At 66.9% G+C, this 16,065-nt stretch carries 11 protein-coding genes and 1 other RNA gene; 2 read left to right on the top strand and 10 right to left on the bottom strand.

Annotated features, from left to right (window positions below; all coding sequences use genetic code 11):
• Positions 1-4: 4 nt before the first annotated feature.
• The 9 genes from Y887_RS02660 to kdgD all read right to left on the bottom strand — a co-directional run bounded on the left by Y887_RS02660 (position 5) and on the right by kdgD (position 12,479).
• Positions 5-943, bottom strand: a complete 939-nt coding sequence (locus tag Y887_RS02660; protein WP_046962871.1) for a nucleoside hydrolase — start codon at positions 941-943, stop codon at positions 5-7.
• A 145-nt stretch (positions 944-1,088) separates the two neighbouring features.
• A complete protein-coding gene (gene recG, locus Y887_RS02655) occupies positions 1,089-3,233 on the bottom strand; it encodes an ATP-dependent DNA helicase RecG (protein WP_046962870.1) in 2,145 nt (714 codons plus the stop codon).
• Between the two features lie 39 nt (positions 3,234-3,272).
• Positions 3,273-3,653: a RidA family protein gene (locus tag Y887_RS02650; protein ID WP_007967636.1), complete on the bottom strand. Its 381-nt coding sequence runs from the start codon at positions 3,651-3,653 to the stop codon at positions 3,273-3,275.
• Positions 3,654-4,185: 532 nt separating this feature from the next.
• Positions 4,186-5,727, bottom strand: coding sequence for a galactarate dehydratase (gene garD, locus Y887_RS02645; RefSeq protein WP_046962869.1), 1,542 nt, complete (start codon positions 5,725-5,727; stop codon positions 4,186-4,188).
• A 35-nt stretch (positions 5,728-5,762) separates the two neighbouring features.
• The gene (locus Y887_RS02640) at positions 5,763-7,034 is read right to left on the bottom strand and encodes an OprD family porin (RefSeq protein ID WP_046962868.1); all 1,272 of its coding nucleotides are present in this window, start codon (positions 7,032-7,034) and stop codon (positions 5,763-5,765) included.
• A 76-nt stretch (positions 7,035-7,110) separates the two neighbouring features.
• Positions 7,111-8,466, bottom strand: coding sequence for a glucarate dehydratase (gudD, locus tag Y887_RS02635; protein ID WP_046962867.1), 1,356 nt, complete (start codon positions 8,464-8,466; stop codon positions 7,111-7,113).
• Between the two features lie 19 nt (positions 8,467-8,485).
• Positions 8,486-9,865 (bottom strand): MFS transporter, encoded by a 1,380-nt coding sequence (locus Y887_RS02630; RefSeq protein ID WP_046962866.1) that lies wholly within the window; start codon positions 9,863-9,865, stop codon positions 8,486-8,488.
• A gap of 116 nt (positions 9,866-9,981) precedes the next feature.
• Entirely contained in the window at positions 9,982-11,562 is a 1,581-nt protein-coding gene (locus Y887_RS02625) for an aldehyde dehydrogenase (NADP(+)) (RefSeq protein WP_046962865.1), read from the bottom strand.
• Entirely contained in the window at positions 11,562-12,479 is a 918-nt protein-coding gene (gene kdgD / locus Y887_RS02620) for a 5-dehydro-4-deoxyglucarate dehydratase (protein WP_046962864.1), read from the bottom strand. The genes Y887_RS02625 and kdgD overlap by 1 nt, the downstream gene beginning before the upstream one ends.
• A 296-nt stretch (positions 12,480-12,775) precedes the next feature.
• Here kdgD and Y887_RS02615 point away from each other — a divergent pair, with 296 nt between their 5' ends.
• Together Y887_RS02615 and Y887_RS18535 are read left to right on the top strand one after the other, a co-directional pair.
• Positions 12,776-13,645: a LysR family transcriptional regulator gene (locus Y887_RS02615; protein WP_046962863.1), complete on the top strand. Its 870-nt coding sequence runs from the start codon at positions 12,776-12,778 to the stop codon at positions 13,643-13,645.
• A gap of 131 nt (positions 13,646-13,776) precedes the next feature.
• Positions 13,777-13,853: non-coding RNA, sX9 sRNA (locus tag Y887_RS18535), on the top strand.
• Positions 13,854-13,857: 4 nt separating this feature from the next.
• Here the strand turns inward: Y887_RS18535 and Y887_RS02610 are convergent.
• Entirely contained in the window at positions 13,858-16,029 is a 2,172-nt protein-coding gene (locus tag Y887_RS02610; RefSeq protein ID WP_046962862.1) for a RelA/SpoT family protein, read from the bottom strand.
• Positions 16,030-16,065 lie beyond the last annotated feature (36 nt).

Below are 16,065 nucleotides of genomic sequence, written 5' to 3'. Positions count from 1 at the left end.
CGCCCTAGCCGGCCGCCAATGCCGCCCCGACCAGGCCGTAGAACCGCTGGCGGTCGTACTCCAGCAGCAGATTGGCGTTATCGGGCGCACTGCCCTGCCGGTTCCAGTCCACCAGGGTCATGCCACGGGTGTGCGTGCCGGACAGTTCGATATGGACCGGACGCTGTTCCAGGCGCTGGGCGCCGTCCGGGTGCAGCGCGAACGCCATCGCCAGGGCGTCGGCGGCGTACCAGTACTCGCCGCGGCTGTCTTCGGACCACAGGCGGGTCTTGCGCGAGATTTCTTCGTAGAAGCGGGCGCGGGCGCTATCGGCGGCTAGCCATTGCTCGACATCGCGGTGCAGCAGGCCGTGCGCGATGGTGGCTTCCCAATCGGCCACATCGAACTGCGGGAAGCCGCGGAACACGATATGCGCCGCCTCCGGGTCGAAGCCGATGTTGAATTCGGCGGCAGGCGTGATGTTGCCGTGCCCGGTCAGCGCCCCGCCCATCACCACCAGCCGGCCGACGCGCTGCGGCAGGGTCGGGTCCAGGGTGAGCGCCAGGGCCAGGTTGGTCAGTGGACCCAGAGCCACCAGCAACAGCTCGCCGGCGTAGTCGTGCGACAGACGCAGGATGGCGAGCGCCGCATGCTCGGCCTCGGCGCTGCGCTTGGCCGCCGGCAGGCCGACATCGCCAAAGCCATCGATGCCGTGCACGTGCGCGGCATCGACCGAGGGGTGCAACAGCGGCTGCGGGCAACCGGCGTACACCGGCACATCCGCGCGGCCGGCGATCTCGCAGACCTTCAAGGCGTTGCGCACGGTGTGCTCCAGCCCCACGTTGCCTGCCGCGATGGTCAGTCCTACGACATCGTGCCGGGTGTCGTTGAAGGCCATCAGCAAGGCCAGCGCGTCATCCACGCCCGGGTCGGTATCGATCAGCAGCGGTATCTTTTTGGTCATGGGATTGGAGAGTGAGCATTCGGGATTCGATCCGGCATCTTCGCAAGGATCGGCCAGCCAAGCGAATCACCAGGACGCCCAGGACGCAGCAGCCTCGCTTTTACGATTCCCGATTCCCGATTCCCCAATCCCCAATCCCCGCCGCTCACGCGGCGGCATAGCGCACCGCGCTGCCGATCCAGCGCGCGACCACGCGGTCGGCGATCTCCGGCGCGTCGGCCAGCAGGCGCTCGGCCAGCACCTGCACGCGCGGCAGCAGGCCGGCATCGCGGGCCAGATCGGCGATGCGGAAACTGGCCAGACCGGTCTGGCGCGTACCCAGCAGTTCGCCCGGACCGCGCAGCTCCAGATCCTTTTCCGCGATCACGAAACCATCGTTGGTCTGGCGCATGGTTTCCAGGCGTTGTCGCGCCATCATCGACAGCGGGGCCTGATACAGCAGCACGCAACTGGACGCCGCCGCGCCGCGGCCGACCCGGCCACGCAACTGGTGCAACTGCGCCAGACCCAGGCGCTCGGCGTTTTCGATGATCATCAACGAGGCGTTGGGCACGTCCACGCCGACTTCGATCACGGTGGTGGCGACCAGCAGATCGCTGCGGCCCTGCTTGAAATCGAGCATGGCCTTTTGTTTTTCGGCCGGTTTCATGCGGCCGTGCACGAGCGCGACGCGTACGCCGGGCAGCTGCGACGACAAGGCCTCGAAGGTGACTTCGGCGGCCTGCGCCTCGATGCGCGGCGGGCCGGCTGGCGCTGCCTTGCCCGGGTCTTCGCTTTCTTCGATGAGCGTGCACACCCAATACGCCTGGCGCCCTTCGGCGCAGGCGGCGCGGATGCGCTCGACAAGATCGGGGCGCCGTTCGGCGCTCAGGACAATGGTCTGCACCGGCGTGCGGCCGGGCGGCAGCTCGTCGATGGCCGAGACATCCAGATCCGCGTAGGTCGACATCGCCAGGGTGCGCGGGATCGGCGTGGCGGTCATCACCAACTGATGCGGCACGCTGCCGGCAGCTGCGCCCTTGTCACGCAGCGCCAGGCGCTGATGCACGCCGAAGCGGTGCTGCTCGTCGATGATGGCCAGCGCCAGGTCGTGGAACACCACCGCCTCCTGCATCAAGGCATGCGTGCCGACCACCACCTGGGCCTGGCCGGAGGCGACCTCGGCCATCGCCGCCGCACGTGCCTTGCCGGTAACCTTGCCGGCCAGCCAGACGATGCGCACGCCCAGCGGCTCCAGCCAGCCGCGCAGGTTGGTGAGGTGTTGCTCGGCCAGCAGCTCGGTGGGCGCGGCCAGGGCGACCTGCTTGCCCTGCTCCACTGCCAGCATCGCCGCCAGGGCCGCGACCACGGTCTTGCCGCTGCCGACATCGCCCTGCACCAGCCGCAGCATCGGCGAAGGCTGCGCCAGGTCGTGCGCGATCTGTTCGAACACGCGCTGCTGCGCGCCGGTGAGCCGGAACGGCAAGGCGGCGCGCAACCGCTGCACCAGGGTGCCGTTGCCGGGCAACACGGGCGCATGGAAGCGCTGCAGGGCGATGCGCTGGCGGCGCAGGCTGAGCTGGTGCGCAAGCAGTTCTTCCAGCGCCAGCCGCTGTTGAGCCGGGTGCCCGCCAGCGAGCAGTTGTTGCGGATCGGTGTTCACCGGCGGGCGGTGCATGGTCAGCAAGGCGCTGCGCAGCGAGGGCAAGCGTTCGTCCTGCAGCCAGTGCGGCGGCAGCAATTCCAGCGCGGCCTCCGGCGGCAACCGCTCGAGCGCCTGGCCGATCAGCTTGCGCAGCGTGGCCGGGCCGACGCCTTCGAGCACCGGATACACCGGATCCAGGCTGTCGCCCAGTTGTGCGTCTTCGTCCACCGCGAGCACGCGGTAACTGGGATGGACGATTTCCCAACCGTTCTGGCCGGGCTTGGGCGTGCCGAACACACGCACGCGCGTGCCGACCGCAAACTGCGCGACCTGCGCGGCGCGAAAATGGAAGAACCGCAGCACCACGCTGCCGTGCGAATCGTCCGAGATGGCCACGCGCAGCACCGGGCGAAAGCGAAAACCACGCTCCACCGCCTCCACCTGCCCTTCAATCTGCGCCGGCACGCCGCTTCGCAGCTGCGCAATGGTGGTCAGCCGGGTGCGGTCTTCATACCGCAGCGGCAGATGCAGCCACAGGTCCTGCACGCTCAGGATGCCGCGCGCGGCGAACTTGTCGGCCACTTTCGGGCCGACGCCGGGCAGGCTGGACAGCGGGGCCTGACCGGCGACGGCCAGGCTCGGCGTGGCGACGCGCGCGCGTGGCACGGCGGGTCGGATCAGTCGCGCCGGATCAACCGAGCACCATCACTCGAGCACCATCACCGCATCGACTTCGAAACCGGCGCCCTTCGGCAGGCCGGAGACTTCGATGGTGGAACGGGCCGGGAACGGGGCCTGGAAATACTCCTGCATCACCGCATTGACGGCGGCGAACTGCCCCAGGTCGGTCAGGTACAGGCCCAGACGCACGATCTTGTCGAGCGAGCCACCGGCGGCTTCGGCCACGGCCTTGAGGTTGTCGAAGGCGCGCCGCGCCTGCGCACCGATATCGCCCGGCACGATCTCGCCGGTGGCCGGATCCAGCGGGATCTGGCCGGAGAAATACACCGTGTTGCCGGCGCGCACTGCCTGTGAGTAAGGGCCGATGGCGGCAGGCGCCTGGTCGGTATGGATGATCTGGGACATGGCGACTCCGTCAACACTGAAAACGAACGCGCATTGTATCGGCGCCTGCCATTGACGGGCGAATGGGGTGTAGGCGGTGACGGCGCGCAGGTGTTGGCCGCTGGCGTAGCGGCGTGTTGCCCGGCGGGCTGGGCATCTTGCAGTGGGTTGGTGTCTGCCTGCTTTCGCCTGCGCGCGATGGCGCTGGTGAGGCTGTGCGTGTGCGCTGCTGGAGGCTGCGCGACGGAGCATGAGGCTGCGCTCGTACCCTCATCCGGCGCTACGCGCCACCTTCTCCCGATGGGAGAAGGGAAGAACACCGCGGCTACCGCTTTAGCCCCTCTCCTGTGGGAGAGGGGTTGGGGTGAGGGTCCGGGCGAAGCCACGCCAGGTGCGTTGCGCTGTGGTGCGTTGCGCTGTGGCGCGGCAGCGCTGCGGCGCCGCGATGCTCCGGGGTTGCGACCTGTGGCACAGGATCGCTACGACGCGGGGGCGATCACGACACCGAGAGACGTCCACCTAGCGGCCGGCAACTGCGCAAAAACCGGCAGGACTAGGTAATCGGCGCCGGATTGAACAAGGCCAGATCGTTGTGCAGGCGGTGTTGCTCGGTCCAGGTGCGCTGGCCGCTGGCCACGTCCAGATAGCGCCGGAACAACTCCCAGCCCAATTGCTCCAGCGTCTTGGCGCCGGTCGCCACGCCGCCGGCATCGATGTCCATCAGGTCCGACCAGCGCTGCGCCAAGTCGCTGCGGGTGGCCACCTTGATCACCGGCACCATGCCCAGGCCGTAGGGCGTTCCGCGCCCGGTGGTGAACACGTGCAGGTTCATGCCCGCCGCAACCTGCAAGGTGCCGCAGACGAAATCGCTGGCCGGGGTGGCGCAATACTGCAGCCCGCGCCCCTTGACCCGCTCGCCGGGCGGCACCACGCCGTTGATCGCCGAGGAGCCGGACTTGGCGATCGAACCCATCGCCTTCTCCACGATGTTGGCCAGCCCGCCTTTCTTGTTGCCCGGGGTGGTGTTGGCGCTGCGGTCGGCCTGGCCGCGCGCCAGGTAGGCGTCGTACCAGGCCATTTCGCGTACCAGCGCCCTGGCGACATCGGCATTGGCCGCGCGCGGCACCAGCAGGTGGATGCCATCGCGCACTTCGGTGTTTTCCGAAAACATCACCGTGGCACCGGCGCGCACCAGCAGGTCGGCGGCCACGCCCAGGCCCGGGTTGGCGGTGACGCCGGAAAACGCATCGCTGCCGCCGCATTGCATGCCCACCACCAGCTCGCTGGCCGGCACGGTTTCGCGGCGACGCAGGTCCAGATGGCGCAGGCGTTCTTCGGCCATGGCCATGATCGAACCGACCATGTCGGCAAAGCCCAGGCTGGCTTCCTGCAGGCGGTAGACGCCGCTGTCGTCGGCGCTGGCATCGTCCGGCAGCAGGCGCTCGGGCGCGAGTTTCTCGCAGCCCAGGCCCACGATCAGCGCCTGCCCGCCGAAGTTGGGGCTGCGCGCGATATTGCGCAGCGTGCGGATGGGGATGATGGCCTCCGGCGCGGTGATCGCCACGCCGCAACCGTAGACGTGATTGACCGCCACCACATCGTCGACATTGGGATACTTGGGCAGCAGCTCGGTGCGGATGCGCTCCACCGCATGGCCGAGCACGCCCACCACGCACTGCACGCTGGTCATGATGCCCAGGATGTTGCGCGTGCCGACACTGCCGTCGCGGTTGCGATAGCCCTGGAAGGTATAGCCATCCAGGGGCTCGGGTGCGGGCGCCGGCTGCAGCGACAGATCCAGAGCGGCCAGATCGGGCGCTTCGGGCATCGCCAGCAATTGCTCGCTCACCCAGGCGCCGCGTGCGATGTCGGCATTGGCAGTGCCGATCACCGCGCCCAGGCGGATCACCGGCGCGCCGGCGGCCAGGTCGCGCAGCGCCATCTTGTGGCCCTGCGGAATGTGCTCGATGGCGGTGAGCCCATCCGGAAAGGTGGCACCGGCCGGCGCGCCGTCATCGTTGACGACGATGGCGACGTTGTCGCGCGCATGGGCGCGGATGCTGAGCCAACGGGTGGGTTGCTGGGTTGCGGACATCGTGGGGCTACCTTGCAGACGTGGGGTGGAGTGCATTACCGGTCGGGGCTGTCGAACTGACGGCGGTACTGCAGGATCAGGCGGTTTTCATCGACATTGCGCTGGTAATTGGAGCGGAAGGTGCCGTTGAACCAGATGACGCTCAAATGCTTGAAGCGCTCGCTCTGGAATTGATAGGTGGTCAAGATATCGCGGGCCCATTCGCGGCCTTCGCCGGCATAGGTGGCCGGCTGCGCATGGTCGCCGCTGATGTAGCGCGCCATGACGCTGAGGCCGGGGATGCCGATGCTCTTGCCATCGATGCTGTAACGCAGCTGCCAGCTGCGCTCGCCGCGTTCGAGAAAGTCGTTGATGAAGGTCCAGTTGAAGACATTGCCGTCGGTGCCGCCCGGCCAGGGCATGGCGCTGGGGCCGGACAGGCGTTGATAGCCGGCACCGAATTCGTGCCCGCCCGTGCGCCAGGACAGCATGCTGCTGAACATGCGGTTGTCGATCGGTCCGGCACGCGACTGGCCGATGTCGTCGGTACGGAAATACCGCAGATCCACACGCAACTGGTCCTTGCCGAAGGTGTGCGTCTGGATCAGGTTATAGAGCTGCTGCCGGTAGATGTCTTCCATCACCGCGCCCTGATAGCGCAGTTGCGTGCCGGGCACGACGCTGTAGGTTGCCGAGAGCAGATTCAACGCATCCGAATCCGGCGTGCCTAGAAAACGGCGATTCTTGTTGGTCAAGGTGATGGGGACGCGCGAATCGCCATCGCGATACCAGGCGCTGGTGAAGCGCGCGAGCAGCAGATCGAGCTTGGGCACGTCCTTGGATTCCAGCGTCACGCCCTGGAATGTTTCCGGCATGATTCGGGTGATGCTGGCGCGCACCAGCGGCTCGTTGGGAATGAAGCTGCCCCACTTCACTTCGGTTTGCGAGGCGCGCAGTTTGAGCGTGGGTGCCACCCGCATCAGCGCATGTTGCGCAGTGCCGTCGTCGTTGTTGGGCAACAGGCCGGTGCCGCCTTCGGCGCGCACGCCATCGAGCTTGAAATCACCGATACCCAGCAGATCCAGGCCCGCGCCGACCGGCCCGCGGGTATAGCCGCTACGGGCATCGACCACGAACCCCTGCGCCCACTCGGCACGCTTGCCCTGCCCGTCGCCGCTGCGGAAATCACGGTTGTAATAGAAGTTGAGTGCGGTGACTTCGGCCGTTGCGCCATTCCAGAACCCCTCATCGGGTTGTTGCGCACGCGCACGCCCGGCCGCGCCGACCGCCAGCAGCGCAGCGCCGCTGATTGCCATCATGCTTTTCATTGCTCGGTTCTCCACCTGCGGTGAACTGGCGGTCATGCGCTGCTGCCGGCGCTCCGGCGGCAGGCATGAGGGCGCTTCAGCGCACCAGACAGGGCCGCTTGTTGTCGAAGGTCCAGTTGGGGATCAGCGCCTGCATGGCGGCGGCATCGTCGCGCGCGCCCAGGCTCAGGCTTTGATAGGTGCGATGCGCGGCCTCCAGCGCGTCCATGTCCAGCTCCACACCCAGGCCCGGCTTTGCCGGCACCTGGATCTGGCCGCCGACGATCTGCAATGGGTCGTGGGTCAGGCGTTGGCCGTCCTGCCAGATCCAGTGTGTGTCGATCGCGGTCACCTGCCCAGGCGCCGCGGCTGCGACATGGGTGAACATCGCCAGCGAAATATCGAAATGGTTGTTGGAATGCGAGCCCCAGGTCAGGCCCCAGTCGCGGCACAGTTGCGCCACGCGTACCGAGCCCTGCAACGTCCAGAAATGCGGGTCGGCCAGCGGGATATCCACCGACTGCAACTGGATGGCGTGGCCCATCTGCCGCCAGTCGGTGGCGATCATGTTGGTGGCGGTCGGCAAGCCGGTGGCGCGACGGAATTCGGCCATGATCTCGCGCCCGGAATACCCATCCTGCGCACCGCACGGGTCTTCGGCATAGGCCATCACCCCGTGCATGTCGCGGCACAGGGCGATGGCCTGATCCAGCGACCACGCGCCATTGGGGTCGAGGGTGATGCGCGCCTGCGGAAAGCGCGCGTGCAACGCGACAATGGCTTCGATTTCGTCTTCGCCGCGCAGCACGCCGCCCTTGAGCTTGAAATCGCGGAAGCCGTATCTTTCGTAGGCCGCTTCGGCCAGGCGCACCACCGCTGCCGGCGTCAAGGCTTCCTGGTCGCGCACCGCCTCCCAGTCATCGCGGGCACCGCTGCCGTCGCGATAGTCGAACGCCGTCTTGCGCCGGTCGCCGATGAAAAACAGATAGCCCAGCACATCCACGGCGCTGCGTTGCTGGCCTTCGCCGAGCAAGGCGGCGACAGGCTGATCGAGGAATTGCCCGAGCAGATCCAGCAACGCTGATTCGATGGCCGTCACCGCATGGATGGTGATACGCAGATCGAAGGTCTGCAGGCCACGGCCGGCGCTGTCGCGGTCGGCAAAGGCAGTGCGCACCTGATTGAGGATGCGCTGATACTCGGCGATGGAGCGGTCGCGAATGAGCGGCGCAGCCTCCTGCAGCAAGCCGGCGATGGCCGCACCGCCAGGCACTTCGCCCACGCCGGTGCGCCCGGACGAATCGCGCAGCACCAGCACGTTGCGGGTGAAGTACGGCGCATGCGCGCCACTGAGATTCAGCAGCATGCTGTCCTGCCCGGCGACGGGCACCACGCGGATGTCGGTGATGCGCGGCGTGGTGCCGATGCCTGCAGGTGATGGTTGGATATTCATGAGGATTCTCCGAAGACGGTCAACGCAGTGCGGGCAGCGGCAGCGACGGGCCGCCGGGCGGCGCCTTGAGTTGCACGCGCTTGATTTCGCCCACGATCACCAGGTAGGACACCACCGCCAGTAATGCGTTGAACCCGACGAAGACCAAGGCCCACTCGAAGGTGCCGGTGGTGGACACGATGTAGCCGATGACGATCGGCGTGGTGATGCCGGCGATATTGCCGAAGGTATTGAACAGGCCACCGGACAGGCCGGCGATTTCCTTGGGCGAGGTGTCGGCCACCACCGCCCAGCCGAGTGCGCCGATGCCCTTGCCGAAGAAGGCCAGCGCCATCAGCCCGACCACCATCCATTCGGCCTGCACGTAGTTGCAGCCGATCATCGTCACCGACATCAGCATGCCGATCACAATGGGCGTCTTGCGCGAGACGGTGAGCGAGTAGCCCCGCCGCACCATGCGGTCGGACACATAGCCACCCAGCACGCCGCCGATGAACCCGCACACCGCCGGCAACGACGCCACAAAGCCCGCTTCCAGGATCGACATGCCGCGCTCCTTGACCAGGTACACCGGAAACCAGGTCAGGAAGAAATACGTCAGCGTGGTGATGCAGTACTGGCCGATGTACACGCCCAGCAACATGCGGTTGCACAACAACTGCTTGGCGTAATGCCATTGCGTGCCCTTGGGCTGGCGACCGGGCGTGTTGCCCTGCTCCATGTCCACCAGCGCGCCGTTGCGCTGGATGTAGTCCAGCTCCTGCGCGCTCAGGCGCGGATGTTCGCGCGGGGCATAGATGGTCTTGCGCCACACCAGCGCCAGCAACACGCCCGCCGCGCCCATCACCAAAAACACATGCTCCCAGCCCCAGGCGTGCACCAGCCAGCCCATCAACGGCGCGAACGCCACCGTGGCGAAGTACTGCGCGGAATTGAAGATCGACGCAGCCAGGCCGCGCTCTGCAGTGGGAAACCAGGCCGCCACGATGCGGCTATTGCCCGGGAACGACGGCGCTTCGGCAATGCCGACCAGAAAGCGCAGCACGAACAACGTGGTGACCGCCCAGGTCACCGGCACCCAGTCGATAAAGCCCTGCAGCGCGGTGAACAACGACCAGATCAGCAACGACAGGCCGTATACGCGCCGCGAGCCAAAGCGGTCGAGCAACCAGCCGCCGGGAATCTGCCCGGCCACATACGCCCAACCGAACGCAGAAAAAATGAAGCCCATCTGCAGCGCATCGATGCCCAGCGCATCCTGGACCGCGGAGCCGGCGATGGACAAGGTGGCGCGATCGGCATAGTTGATCGTGGTCACCACGAACAGCATCAGCAAGATCAGGTAGCGCCTGCGCGGAACCGTCGTTGAACCGACTGTTTTTGAATCGATAGCCATCATCGTTCCTCACCTATGACGATGGAAGCGCACTGCGCTTCGGTACTCCACGTTGCGCCTGCAGATGGCGTACCGGACCCTCCTCCGGCACGCCTCAGGCATCGTTGCTGCGGCAGCTGTCAGTCGTGTCCCAGCGCGCCATCGACACGTCGCCATAGTCCGAGCGGGTTGTCGTGCGCCACCGCAGCAGGTAGCAGCGCCGCCGGCAGATCCTGGTAACAGACCGGGCGCAGGAAGCGATCGATCGCCAGCGTGCCGACCGAAGTGCTGCGGCTGTCGGAGGTGGCCGGGAACGGGCCGCCGTGCACCATCGCGTGGCAGACCTCCACGCCGGTGGGCCAGTCGTTGACCAGGATGCGCCCGGCCTTGCGCTCCAGCACCGGCAGCAATGCGGCGGCCAGTTCGGTATCGCCCGCCTCCATGTGCAAGGTGGCGGTGAGCTGGCCTTCCAGGTGCTCGCTCAGCGCACGCAGCTGCTCGATGTCCCTGCAACGCACCAGCAGCGACGACGCGCCGAAGACTTCGGCCTGCAGCGCCTCATCGGCCAGGAAGGCATCGGCGTCGGTACCGAACAACGCCGCCGGGCAGCGCCCGGCGTCCGCCGCAGCGCCGCGTGCCAGCGTGCTGACCTGCGGGTGCGCGGCCAGACGCTGCACGCCTTGCGCGTAGGCCTGACCAATGCCTGCGGTGAGCATCGCTGCCGGCGACACGGCCTGCAGCGTTTGCGTTGCGGAGGCGACAAATGCATCCAGCGCCGGCGAATCGATCGCCAGCAGCAAGCCGGGATTGGTGCAGAACTGCCCGCTGCCCAGGGTCAGCGAGCCGACGAACGCTTTGCCCAGATCCGACGCGCGTGCCTGCAGCGCCTGCGGCAACAGATACACCGGATTGATCGCGCTCATCTCCGCATACACCGGAATCGGCTCGCGGCGTGCGGCGGCAATCTTGACCAGCGCCATGCCGCCGGCCCGCGAGCCGGTGAAACCCACCGCCTTGATGCGTGCATCGGCCACCAGTCGTGCACCGATCTCGATGCCGGCGTCGAACAGCAGCGAGAACACGCCTTCGGGCAGGCCGCATTGCGCCACCGCCGCCTGGATCGCACGGCCCACCAATTCCGAAGTGCCCGGATGCGCGCTGTGCGCCTTGACCACCACCGGGCAGCCGGCCGCCAGTGCCGAGGCGGTATCGCCACCGGCCACCGAGAATGCCAGCGGGAAATTGCTGGCACCGAACACCGCCACCGGCCCCAGCGCGATATGCCGTTGACGCAGGTCCGCACGCGGCAATGGGGTGCGCTGCGGCAGCGCCGGGTCGATCCGCGCCTGCAGCCAGCTTCCTTCGCGCACCACGTTGGCGAACAGGCGCAGCTGCCCCACCGTGCGCCCCCGCTCGCCTTCCAGGCGTGGACGCGGCAAGCCGCTTTCGTGCATGGCGCGTTCGATCAAGGCATCGCCCAGCGCCAGGATCTGCTCGGCGATGGTTTCCAGGAAGACCGCGCGCGCGTCCAGCGTCGTTTCGCGATAACGATCGAACGCCGCCTGCGCCAACGCACAGGCCTGCTCCAGATCCTGTGCGCTCACCGAGCCGAACGCCGGCTGCAATGCCACGCCGCTGGCCGCGTCCACCGCATGAAATTCCGCCCCCGCGCCGTGCACGTCGCGCTGCCCGATCAGCGATTGGCCCTTGATGGCGTGCATCAGCGGCGTCCTCCGATCAGTTGCTTGAGCTGGGCGAATTCGTCCTCGTTGAGGTCGGCCAGCGGCGTGCGGACCGGACCGGCCGGGCGGCCGACCGCGCGCATGCCGGCCTTGACGATCGACACCGCATAACCGGCGCGGCGATTGCGCAGCACGGTGTACGGCAACACGAAGTCATTGAGCTCGCGGTAGATGGTGACGTGGTCGCGCGCACGCACCGCTGCATAGAACGCCAGCGCCCACTCGGGCAGGAAATTGAAGATGACCGACGAATACGTGGTCACGCCCATTTCCAGATACGGCAGCGCGAAGGTTTCGGCGGTGGGCAGTCCGCCCACGTACAGCAATCGGTCGCCCAGGCGTGCGTAGATGCGGGTCATGCGATCCACATCGCCGATGCCGTCCTTGTAGCCCACCAGGTTGGGGCAACGCTCGGCCACCCGCGCCAGCGTCACATCGTCGAGCTTGGCGTTGGCGCGGCCGTAGACGATCACGCCCAGGCTGGTCGCCTTGCAGACGCGCTCGACATGGTCGGCCACGCCATCGGCATCGCACTCGGTGAGGTATGGCGGAAACAGCAGGATGCCGTCGGCATCGTTGCGCTCGGCGGCCTGCGCCATCTCCATCGCGATCGCGGTGCCGTAACCGGCCGGTGCGATGACCGGCATGCGGCCGGCGGTCTGGGTCACCGCTGCTCGCACGGCGCGATTCACTTCATCCAGCGTCAGCGAAAACAGCTCGCCGGTGCCGCCGGCGGCAAACAGCCCGGCGGCCGGGTGCGAGGACAGCCAGTCCAGATTGCGGCGGTAGGCGGGTTCGTCGAAGGCCAGGTCGGCATCGAAATGGGTCACCGGAAACGACAACAGCCCGGCGCCAAGCGCTTGGGCCATTTCGGAAGGGGTGTATCTGCTGCTCATCGGACAAACGCTCCTGGGCGGGGGATGCGGTTGATCCTAGAAACGCAGATCGTTGCCGGTCCAAACCAAAGGACGTATTGTTTGATATATAAGTTGAATCAATCGCATCATAAATCGATGTAGTGCGCCGCAAATGGCTGCTTTGCAACGCTTTTTCGACGCTGCGTAATTATGGCCGGTTGCGCCCGCCAACGTGGTTGTCGGCACGCCAGCGCCTATTCATTGGCGCTGGCGGCGCAGGGATGTTGCGGGTGCAGCATCCAATTCACCTGTTCTGCCACGCGAGGCCCGTCCACATGTTCGATCTGCAGCAACTGCGTTGCTTTGTCGCCGTCGCCGACGAACTGCACTTCCGTCGCGCGGCCGAGCGCCTGAACATGACCCAGCCGCCGCTCAGCCGGCAGATCCAGTTGCTGGAGCACAGCGTCGGCACCGCGCTGCTGGAGCGCAACAGCCGGCATGTTCGGCTGACCCAGGCCGGGCGCAGTTTGCTTGCCGAAGCGCGCGCGATCCTGCGCATGGCCGAAAACGCCGGCCTGCGCGCACGCCGGATCGGCACCGGCGATGCCGGCAACGTGTCGGTGGGGTTCACCGCCGGTGCCAGTTACCGCTTCCTGCCCGAGGCGATCGCGCGGTGGCGCAGGCAAGCGCCGGATGTGGATCTGCAACTCAAGGAGATGGTCAGCCTGGCGCAACTGGACGCACTGGATGCAGGCCGGCTGGATATCGGCCTGCTGCGCCCGCCGATCCAACGCCAGGGCCTGCACAGCCGCTGCGTGGCACGCGAACCGCTGATCGCCGCGTTGCCGGAAGACTCGCCGCTGGCGCACCGCGACAGCCTGCGTCTGCAGGATTTCCACGGCCAGCCGCTGGTCAATTACGCACCGGACGAGGCGCGTTATTTCTACGATCTGCTGGCGCAATTGTTCGGTGCGCGCGGCATCGCGCCGCGCTCGGTGCAGTACGTCAGCCAGATCCACTCGGTGCTGGCGCTGGTACGCGGCGGCATGGGCATGGCGCTGGTGCCCGAAGGCGCCAGCGGCCTGCGCTACGCCGGCATCGTGTACCTGCCGCTGCGCGAGGACACCCCTGCCACGCCGGTGGAGCTGCACCTGGTGTGGAAGCAGGACAACGACAACCCTGCGCTGGGTCGTTTGATCGCCTGAGCCGGGCAAGGCGCGTGCGCTGTCACAGACGCACGGCAGCGCAGCCAACCCCAACGCAAGGACCGGATCTCGAGCAGCTGGCAGCACGACTGTGCGCACCGCGGGGCGGGTGCAGCCGGGCCCGGTGCGGCATGGACCACGCGTACACGCCGGCTTCGAGCGCGCCGTCCACAGCCACCCGACGACTGCTCGCTACGGTTTGTTCGCCGCTTCTACTGCCGCCCCACGCTCTGCACCACATGCAGGCGCCGCAACCGGCGCATCACTTCGGCCAGGTGGCGGCGGTCGCGCACCTGGATGTTGAAGCGCAACACGGCCGCATTGAAGTCGCGGTCCAGGTAATCCACGCGTTCGATATTGGATTTGCTTTGCGCGATCGCCGCAGCCAACTGCGCCAGCACGCCGGTGCGGTTTTCCACTTCCACCACCAGCGCGGTGTCGTAGTCGCCGGTGACATTGGAGTCCCAATCGATCGGCACCCAGCGTTCGGGCGATTTGCGCAGCTCGGCCAGGTTGGGGCAATCCAGACGGTGCACCACGATGCCCTTGCCGGCGGTGTGGTAACCCATGATTTCATCGCCGGGAATCGGCTGACAACAGTTGGCGAAACTGATCACGCCGCGCTCGCTGCCGTCGATCAGGATCTTCTCGTGCGAGTGCTTGGAATGCCCGCCACCGCGCAGTTCCGCATATGCCATCAAGGCCTGCGCAGCCTGGGTGGGCATCCAGTTGCCCAGCGCCACATCGGCCAGCAGCGCTTCCAGCCGCGGATAACGGTGCTCGTTGAGGAAGGCATCCAGCCGGCCCTTGGGCAGGCGCTCCAGCGAGCTGTCCATCGCCTCCAGCGCGCGGTCGAGCATGCGATGACCAAGTTGCACGGCATCTTCGTGTTCGAGCTGCTTGAGCTGGTGGCGGATCGCGGTGCGCGCCTTGCTGCTGACCACAAATTCCAGCCACTGCGGCTTGGGCGTGGCCGAGCGCGCGGTGATGATCTCCACCGCCTGCCCGCTGACCAGCTTGGTGCGCAAGGGCACCAGTTTCTTGTCCACCCGCGAGGCCACCGCGCGGTTGCCCACATCGGTGTGCACCGCGTAGGCGAAATCCAGCGCGGTGGAATTGCGCGGCAGCGCCAGGATCTTGCCCTTGGGCGTGAACAGATAGACCTCGTCCGGGAACAGATCCACCTTGACGTTGTCCAGGAACTCCAGCGACGAGCCGGCGGCGCGCTGCGAGTCGATCAGCTCCACGATCCAGTCGTGCGCGCGGCTCTGCGCACTGTTGGGCGAGGCCGAGCCCACCTTGTAGGTCCAATGCGCGGCCACGCCGCGTTCGGCGATCAGGTCCATCTCCTCGGTACGGATCTGCACTTCGATCGGCGAGCCGTAGGGGCCGAACAGCACGGTGTGCAGCGACTGATAGCCGTTGGCCTTGGGAATGGCGATGAAATCGCGGAAGCGCCCGTCCAGCGGCTTGAAGGTGGCATGCACCGCGCCCAGCGCGTGATAGCAATCGGCCACCGTGCGCACCACCAGCCGGAAGCCGAACACGTCCATCACCTGGTCGAAGGATTTGTTCTCTTCGTGCATCTTGGAATAGATGCTCCAGGGGGTCTTGATGCGGCTGACCAGACGATGTTCCAGCCCTTCCTTGGCCAGTCGCTGCGACAGCTGCACTTCCACCTGCGCCATCGATTCGCGCCGCACCACCGGCTGGCTGCGGATATGTTTTTCGATGATGGCGTGGCGCCACGGATACAGCGCGCGGAAGCCCAGGTTCTGCAGCTCGGATTTGATCAGGCTCATGCCCAGGCGCTGGGCGATGGGTGCGTAGATCTCCAGGGTTTCGCGCGCGATGCGGCCCCGCGCCTCGGTGCTCTGCGCGCCGAGCGTGCGCATGTTGTGCAGGCGGTCGGCCAGCTTGATCATGATCACGCGCAGGTCGCGCGACATCGCCAGCAACATCTTGCGGAAGCTTTCGGCCGCCGCTTCCTGGCGGTCGCGGAACTTGAGCTTGTCCAGCTTGGTGACGCCATCGACCAGCTCGGCCACCGCTTCGCCGAATTCGGACGCCAGCTCTTCGCGCGTCAGCGGCGTGTCTTCGATGGTGTCGTGCAGGATCGCCGCGATCAGCGATTCCATGTCCAGGCCCAGCTCGGCGAGCACGCCGGCCACGGCCACCGGATGGGTGATGTAGGGCTCGCCCGACTTGCGGGTCTGGCCGGCATGCGCAGTGGCACCCACTTCCCAGGCACGGCGCAGGATCGGCAGCTGCTCCTTGGGAAGGTAGCTGGCAGCGCGCTCGAGGTGCAGGACGTAGTCGGGGATGGCCGGGTCGGAAGACGGGGACGTCGCCACGGTCGCCTGGGCAGTGGGGCCTGGGTTCATGCGCGAAGACTATGCCAGTGGCCGGTTTGCGGCAAC

Source organism: Xanthomonas pisi DSM 18956 (assembly GCF_001010415.1).
GTDB lineage: Bacteria > Pseudomonadota > Gammaproteobacteria > Xanthomonadales > Xanthomonadaceae > Xanthomonas > Xanthomonas pisi.
This window is presented reverse-complemented; position numbering and strand designations above follow the sequence as displayed.

Coding starts and splice junctions, on each gene's coding strand:
- Y887_RS02660 (WP_046962871.1), bottom strand. CDS start 943: ATGACCAAAAAGATACCGCTGCTGATCGATACCGACCCGGGCGTGGAT.
- Y887_RS02610 (WP_046962862.1), bottom strand. CDS start 16,029: ATGAACCCAGGCCCCACTGCCCAGGCGACCGTGGCGACGTCCCCGTCT.
- Y887_RS02640 (WP_046962868.1), bottom strand. CDS start 7,034: ATGAAAAGCATGATGGCAATCAGCGGCGCTGCGCTGCTGGCGGTCGGC.
- kdgD (WP_046962864.1), bottom strand. CDS start 12,479: ATGAGCAGCAGATACACCCCTTCCGAAATGGCCCAAGCGCTTGGCGCC.
- garD (WP_046962869.1), bottom strand. CDS start 5,727: ATGTCCGCAACCCAGCAACCCACCCGTTGGCTCAGCATCCGCGCCCAT.
- gudD (WP_046962867.1), bottom strand. CDS start 8,466: ATGAATATCCAACCATCACCTGCAGGCATCGGCACCACGCCGCGCATC.
- Y887_RS02625 (WP_046962865.1), bottom strand. CDS start 11,562: ATGCACGCCATCAAGGGCCAATCGCTGATCGGGCAGCGCGACGTGCAC.
- Y887_RS02615 (WP_046962863.1), top strand. CDS start 12,776: ATGTTCGATCTGCAGCAACTGCGTTGCTTTGTCGCCGTCGCCGACGAA.
- Y887_RS02650 (WP_007967636.1), bottom strand. CDS start 3,653: ATGTCCCAGATCATCCATACCGACCAGGCGCCTGCCGCCATCGGCCCT.
- Y887_RS02630 (WP_046962866.1), bottom strand. CDS start 9,865: ATGATGGCTATCGATTCAAAAACAGTCGGTTCAACGACGGTTCCGCGC.